The sequence below is a fragment of the uncultured Gemmiger sp. genome (genome assembly GCA_944388105.1).
In the GTDB taxonomy this organism is placed as follows: Bacteria; Bacillota; Clostridia; order Oscillospirales; family Ruminococcaceae; genus Gemmiger.
This window is the reverse complement of the sequence record CALXHN010000115.1, coordinates 1-6,031: the sequence shown is the minus strand read 5'-3', so window position 1 is coordinate 6,031 and position 6,031 is coordinate 1. Positions and strand designations below refer to the sequence as shown.

The following is a 6,031-nucleotide window of genomic DNA, read 5'->3' as shown; positions in this document are numbered from 1 at the left end:
TGGCTGCTGACCAGGATGGTCACCCCCTGTTCGGTCTGCAGCTGCTGCAGCAGAAGCCGCACATCCCGGATGCCCTCCGGGTCCAGACCATTGGTGGGTTCATCCAACAGCAGCAGGTCCGGGCTGCCCAGCAAGGCCAGCGCCAGTCCCAGGCGGCGGCGCTGGCCCATGGAAAAACGCTTGGCCGCCTTTTTGCCCATCTTGTCCAGACCGGTCTGGCGCAGCACCCGTTCCACAGCCTTGTTTTCCTCGTCCAGGCCCAGAAGCTTGGCTCTCAGAAGGCAGTTATCCCGGGCAGATAGCGACCCATACAGGCCCGCATCCTCCACAAGGACACCCATCCGGCGGGCAACCGTTCCGGCGGAAAGAGATTGCCCGAAAAGTTCGATCTGTCCGGCAGTGGGCACCGCCAGTCCGGCCAGCAATTTGAAGGTGGTGGATTTTCCGGCACCGTTGGCACCGATAAAGCCATAGATTTCTCCTTTGGGCACCTGCATGTCCAGATGGTCCACGGCAGCTTTGCCGCGGTACTGTTTGCACAGGCCCATCGTTCGCACAGCGATTTGCATGGGATCCTCTCCTTTGATTGGTATGGCTTTATTCTATCTGTCAAAGGCCAAACAATCGCAAAGGAATTATAAAGAAAGTATAAAGCTGATCCTACTCCAGCCGGAATCCGATGCCCCACACCGTCTTGATGTAGGTATCGGTACCGGTGGGACGCAGCTTGGCCCGGATGTTGGAAATGTGTACGTTGATGGTCTTGTCCTCCACAAAAGCCTGCTCCTGCCAGACAGCCTCATAGATTTCCTGCCGGGTAAAGACCTTTTTGGGGCGGGCGGCCAGCAAGGTCACGATCTCGTATTCGTGCAGAGTCAGCGGCACAGGGACCCCATGCACGGTCAGCGTGCGGGTATCCGGGTCGATGTGCCAGTCTTTATAATCCAGGGCGGATGTTCCCACAGCCGACGCCCCCGCGTGACGCAGCTGCACCCCCACCCGCAGCCACAGCTCCTGCAAAGAGAAGGGCTTGGTCAGATAATCATCAGCCCCCAGTTCCAGCAGTTCCACCTTGTCCTGCAGTGCGGTGCGGGCAGACAGCACAATCACCGGGACACTGCTGTGGGCATTGCCCCGGATTTCCGCCAGCAGCTGCTGCCCGGTCAGCCCCGGGAGCATCAGGTCGGCAATGATCAGATCCACCCCGCCCTGCTGCCAGTAGAGCCGCCCCTCGGTGCCGGAAAAGGCCTGGGTACAGCGGCAGCCCCGGGCGGTGAGATAATCCGCTACGGCGTTGTTGATATCGGTGTCGTCCTCTACGATCAGGATGTGCGGCACGGTGTATTCCCCCTTGTATGCGGCAGTTCTGCTGCTATCATACCGCAAAAAATCTTTTCTGCAAAGAGGGGTTGACAAACGCTGCGGACGATGTATTATTGTATTAGATGGTTAACACAATAATACAAAGGAGGTGCCGCCATGGATTGGAACATCGAGGCCGGACGGCCGGTGTACCTGCAGCTGATTGAACAGCTGGAACTGGCCATTGTGACCGGTGTGATGCCCGCCGGGTCCAAAGTTCCCCCTGTGCGGGAGCTGGCCGCCCAGGCCGGGGTCAATCCCAACACCATGCAGCGGGCTTTGCAGGAACTGGAAAACCGCGGGCTGATGAAAAGTCAGCGCACCGCCGGACGCACCGTATGCGCCGGTACCGAACAACTGGACGGGCTGCGCCGTCAGCGTGCCGAAGCCCTGGCCGAGGAGTTCTGGAAACAGATGCAGGCACTGGGCATCCGTGCCGAAGAAACCGCCGCACTGCTGCGTGCGGCCGCCGAAAAGGAGAATGTGTGATGCAAGCGATTTATCAGGCCAAAGGGCTGACCAAACGGTACGGCCATAAAACAGCGCTGGACAACCTCAGCTTTGAAGTGCTGCCGGGACGTCTGGTAGGACTGCTGGGGCCCAACGGCAGCGGCAAGACCACTCTGCTGAAGCTTTCCGCCGGCCTGCTGAGACCTTCCGCCGGACAGGTGTTCATCGGCGGCCGGGAACCGGGAGTTGCCACCAAGACCATCACCTCCTACCTGCCCGACCGCATGGCACTGCCGGTGGAGATGCGGGTGGATGATTTGGTGAACCTGTTTGCGGATTTCTACGAGGATTTTGACATGGTGAAGGCTTCCCGGATGCTGGCAGACCTGAAGCTGGACCCACGGCAGCGCATCGGTACCATGAGCAAGGGCACCCAGGAAAAGATGGAGCTGTGTCTGGTCATGAGTCGGGCCGCCAAACTGTACCTGCTGGACGAGCCCTTGGGCGGCGTGGACCCGGCGGCCCGGGAGTACATCCTGAACACCATCCTGCGCAACTACAACGAAGATGCGGCCGTGGTCATTTCCACCCATCTGGTGGAGGATGTGGAGCGGATGCTGGATGAAGTCCTGATCCTGAAGGAAGGGCAGCTGCTGGCCCACCGTGCCGTGGATGAACTGCGGGAGGAAAGCGGCATGAGTCTGGACGAGTATTTCCGTCATGTATTCCGGGTCTGACCCCATCACAAGAAAAGAGGTGCATCTGCTATGATGAACAAACTTTTGAAATATGAATGTCTGGCCGTGTGGCGGATTCTGGTGCCCATCTGGGCGGGAACAGCGGTGTTTTCCCTGCTGACTGCACTGGTGACCCGGCTGAACGGCACCTTTGCCAATATGGCGGGAACGCCCGTCATCTCCGTACTGGAATCCTTTTTTCAGCTCGCGACTGCCCTGCTCATCTTTGCCACCATGGCCGCCTGCGTCATACTGAACATCCAGCGGTTCTATAAATTGCTGGGGGAACAGGGGTATCTGATGTTCAGTCTGCCCGCTGCTCCCTGGCAGCATATGGCCGCCAAGCTGCTGTGCGCCTGCGGGTCCACCATTGCCTCCCTCCTGGTTTCCATAGGCTGTGTGTGGATGGCAAATTCCGACGGTGAAGAAGAGGCAGCCCAGACATTCTCGGACGCTTTTTCCCTTTCCAACACCATGGGCACAGTGTTTCTGGTACTGCTGCTCGTATTGTCCCTGGTCTCCGCTTATCTGTACCTGTATCTGTGCATGGCCATCGGTTCCCGCTGGCCTCAGCAGCGGATGCTGGCCAGCATCGCCACCTATTTCGTGCTGGGCTTCATCATCCAGATGGTATCGATTTTCCTGTTCGTGGCAGGCGCCATCGTCATGGCAAACCTGCCACGGTCGGTGCTGGACGGTATGGCTCCCTTCTTCATAGAGATAAGCCGAAACCAGACGGCTGTCACTTGGGGCCTTGCCGGTTTTGTTCTCTTGCTTTTTGCCGCCGCAGATGCTATCCTGTGGGCAGTGACACAGTATCTGATCAGCAAAAAGCTGAATCTTCCCTGACGACCAAGGAGGTATGAAATGGAAAAGCAACAATACGTCTGCCCGAAATGCGGCTGCCGGCAGTATGTGGCCGACCGTCTGCAGGCCACCGGCGGCAACTTTGCCAAGCTGCTCGACATCCAGAACAAAAAGTTTACCACCATCAGCTGCTCCGACTGCGGTTATACCGAGCTGTACCGGGAAGTTGGCGGCGACGGCTGGGATGTGCTGGACTTCCTGATCGGCGGCTGAGCCGGCAGATACAAAAGAACATGGCAAAAGGGACGGTCCCCGGGAGGGGGCCGTCCCTTTTTTGCTGCGTGGCCTGTACAGGCACCGCTTATTTGCGTTTGTAGAGGATGGGCACATCGTACCCGAACGTGCGCTTGCCGTTCATCTCCATCTGCTCGGTCACTTCCAGACAATCGGGAGAAAAGCGCTCGAACAGGGTGAATTTGAGCACCGGGGTGAACATGCTGACGCTGCCGCCTTCCCACACGCCGTCCTTGCAGGTGTACAGCGCGGGAGTAAATTTCCGGGACGGCTGCAGGGACGCAAACTCCACATCGTGCAGCTGGGCTGCGGTGAAGCTGTTCTTGTCGTAGCCTTCCGGCGTGTCATAGGAAGTCAGGCGGACAGCGTCACCCTCCTGGGTGAAAAGGAACAGATGGGGCGATGCATGGGTGCGTCCGGCCACCGTATAGTAGCTTTCTTCCACCAGGAACACCCCTTCAAAATCAGCGGGCAGGCCGCGGATCTTATCGTTGCAGGGGGTGTTGCGGTGTTCGGCAAAGGGAAAATCTGCCTGCCCCGCCGCCGTCAGTTCGGCGTGCTGGGCTGCGTTGTCAAACTCGCCCGAAAGGAGCGAAACAAATTCCTGAAGTTTGGACATGTCCGGTACCACCTTTTTCAGTCACGATGGCGGCCCAGGATGCGCAGCACATACAGGAAGATATTGATATAATCCAGGTACAGGCTGAGCGCACCGATGATGGAAGACTTGTGCAGCATGGCTGCGTCGCCGCCAAAGTAGGAGTAATAATATTTCAGTTTCTGAACGTCGTAGGCAGTGAAGGCCATGAAGACCACCAGGCTGACGGCGCACAGCAGCAGGTCAAAGGTGCTGATCAGGCCGGGGACAAAGAACATCAGCAGGCTACCCAGCAGACCCACCACAATGAGGGTGATCAGCGCACCGGAGAGCATGGGCCCCCAGGAGCTCAGATCTTTCTGGGTGCGAGAGCCGTACAGAGCCATGATACCAAAATACAGAGCCCCCACCAGGAAAGCCAGGACCAGCGTGCTGAAAGCATAAGCGGCAAAGATCACGCTGAGGTTCAGACCATTGAGCACCGCATACCCGAAGAACAGGCTGGTGGCCGTGGACGGGCGCAGCTTGTCAATGCGGGCGGAGAGCACCACAACCATGACCAGCTCCGCGATGCAGAGCAGCAGGTACAGACCACTGTTGAACAAAATCCTGACCAGCGGGCTGTACAGAGTGCCGACGCCCACCGCAAAGGTGACAAGCAGACCGGCGAACATCCAGACAAAGGTGCGGGTCATATATTGATTGAGGGTGCCGAAGGGACTTTCGGCATACGAAATGGTATAATATTTTTCGTCCATAGTTCACTAGGACCCCTTTCTTTTTACATACCCCTATTATATACTCTATCTGTCTGAAAATGTGTAAACGATATATGAATCATTGACCATTTTTTTGTTAAGAGGTGAAAAAACTTGCCCCAGGACCGTTTCGGGATCTATCTGCACATTCCTTTCTGCCGCGCGAAATGCCGGTATTGTGATTTTTATTCTGCCCCCGGCAGCCGGGAGGTGCCCCAGCCCTTTGTAGATGCTCTGCTGCGGGAACTGCGCCAGAACCACCGGCGGCCGGACACCCTGTATTTCGGCGGCGGGACCCCGGCCCTGCTCTCCCCTGCCCAGGTACGGGCACTGATTGAGGCGGCCGCGCCCCTGCCCGGGGCGGAGATCACATTGGAAGCCAATCCGGACGTGGTGACACCGGAGTCTCTGTCCGGGTTCCGGGAAGCCGGGGTGAATCGGCTGAGTTTCGGGGTGCAAAGTGCCTCGGATACCCAGCTGCGCACCCTGGGCCGCACCCACACCGCCGCCGGAGCTGCCCGGGCCCTGGCCTGGGCGCGACAGGCAGGGTTTGACGACCTGTGCGGAGATATCATGCTGGCCCTGCCCAACTACACCTACGGCGAATTTGACGCCACCCTGGACCTGCTGCAGTCCGGCGGATGCACCCACATTTCGGCTTACCTGCTCAAGATCGAACCGGGCACCGCCTTTGCCCGACACCGCCCGGAGAATCTGCCGGATCCGGACGCCGCCGCGGATTTTTACCTGTATGCAGTGCGGCAGCTGGAAACCGCCGGGTACCGCCAGTATGAGATCAGCAATTTTGCCCGTCCCGGGCACGAGGGCCGCCACAATCTTTTGTACTGGAACTGCCGGGATTACCGGGGGGTAGGGCCTGCTGCCCACAGCTGCATCAACAACGTGCGGCGGTTCTGGCCGGACGATACCGATGCTTTTGTGGCCGGGACTCTGACCGAGCAGGAGGAAGGCACCTGTGATGCCGAGGATTTTCTGCTCATGCAGCTGCGGCTGACCGCCGGACT

The 6,031-nt window shown here is 58.5% G+C and carries 9 protein-coding genes; 5 read left to right on the top strand and 4 right to left on the bottom strand.

What is annotated here, in order from left to right:
* The coding region (locus tag Q0K17_RS10075; protein ID WP_294542726.1) for an ATP-binding cassette domain-containing protein at nt 1-569 on the bottom strand (569 nt) is incomplete at its 3' end.
* A gap of 91 nt (nt 570-660) precedes the next feature.
* Nucleotides 661-1,338 (bottom strand): response regulator transcription factor, encoded by a 678-nt coding sequence (locus tag Q0K17_RS10070; protein WP_294542725.1) that lies wholly within the window; start codon nt 1,336-1,338, stop codon nt 661-663.
* 141 nt (nt 1,339-1,479) lie between these two features.
* On the opposite strand from Q0K17_RS10070, the gene Q0K17_RS10065 reads away from it, so the two are divergent.
* Genes Q0K17_RS10065 through Q0K17_RS10050 form a run of 4 tightly spaced genes read left to right on the top strand, consistent with a single transcriptional unit; the run spans nt 1,480 to nt 3,629 of the window.
* Nucleotides 1,480-1,851 (top strand): GntR family transcriptional regulator, encoded by a 372-nt coding sequence (locus Q0K17_RS10065; protein ID WP_294542724.1) that lies wholly within the window; start codon nt 1,480-1,482, stop codon nt 1,849-1,851.
* Nucleotides 1,851-2,549 (top strand): ABC transporter ATP-binding protein, encoded by a 699-nt coding sequence (locus Q0K17_RS10060; protein ID WP_294542723.1) that lies wholly within the window; start codon nt 1,851-1,853, stop codon nt 2,547-2,549. Before Q0K17_RS10065 ends, Q0K17_RS10060 begins: the two co-directional genes overlap by 1 nt.
* A 30-nt stretch (nt 2,550-2,579) precedes the next feature.
* Nucleotides 2,580-3,398, top strand: coding sequence for a hypothetical protein (locus tag Q0K17_RS10055; protein ID WP_294542722.1), 819 nt, complete (start codon nt 2,580-2,582; stop codon nt 3,396-3,398).
* Nucleotides 3,399-3,416: 18 nt separating this feature from the next.
* A complete protein-coding gene (locus Q0K17_RS10050) occupies nt 3,417-3,629 on the top strand; it encodes a zinc ribbon domain-containing protein (protein ID WP_294542721.1) in 213 nt (70 codons plus the stop codon).
* A gap of 88 nt (nt 3,630-3,717) precedes the next feature.
* Here Q0K17_RS10050 and Q0K17_RS10045 read toward each other — a convergent pair whose 3' ends face one another.
* Both Q0K17_RS10045 and Q0K17_RS10040 read right to left on the bottom strand, forming a co-directional pair.
* Complete coding sequence (locus Q0K17_RS10045) at nt 3,718-4,269, bottom strand: hypothetical protein (protein ID WP_294542720.1); 552 nt, start codon at nt 4,267-4,269, stop codon at nt 3,718-3,720.
* Between the two features lie 17 nt (nt 4,270-4,286).
* Nucleotides 4,287-5,006 carry a Bax inhibitor-1/YccA family protein gene (locus Q0K17_RS10040; RefSeq protein ID WP_294542719.1) on the bottom strand — a complete coding sequence of 240 codons (720 nt, stop codon included), beginning with the start codon at nt 5,004-5,006 and terminating at the stop codon, nt 4,287-4,289.
* A 114-nt stretch (nt 5,007-5,120) separates the two neighbouring features.
* Between Q0K17_RS10040 and hemW the strand changes: the two genes are divergently transcribed.
* Nucleotides 5,121-6,031, top strand: a 911-nt coding sequence (gene hemW, locus Q0K17_RS10035) for a radical SAM family heme chaperone HemW (protein ID WP_294542718.1), incomplete at its 3' end; no start/stop codon positions are given.

What these genes read in the sequence shown, in the direction of transcription:
- Q0K17_RS10065 (WP_294542724.1), top strand. Translation starts at nt 1,480, where the DNA reads ATGGATTGGAACATCGAGGCCGGACGGCCGGTGTACCTGCAGCTGATT.
- Q0K17_RS10060 (WP_294542723.1), top strand. Translation starts at nt 1,851, where the DNA reads ATGCAAGCGATTTATCAGGCCAAAGGGCTGACCAAACGGTACGGCCAT.
- Q0K17_RS10055 (WP_294542722.1), top strand. Translation starts at nt 2,580, where the DNA reads ATGATGAACAAACTTTTGAAATATGAATGTCTGGCCGTGTGGCGGATT.
- Q0K17_RS10050 (WP_294542721.1), top strand. Translation starts at nt 3,417, where the DNA reads ATGGAAAAGCAACAATACGTCTGCCCGAAATGCGGCTGCCGGCAGTAT.
- Q0K17_RS10045 (WP_294542720.1), bottom strand. Translation starts at nt 4,269, where the DNA reads ATGTCCAAACTTCAGGAATTTGTTTCGCTCCTTTCGGGCGAGTTTGAC.
- Q0K17_RS10040 (WP_294542719.1), bottom strand. Translation starts at nt 5,006, where the DNA reads ATGGACGAAAAATATTATACCATTTCGTATGCCGAAAGTCCCTTCGGC.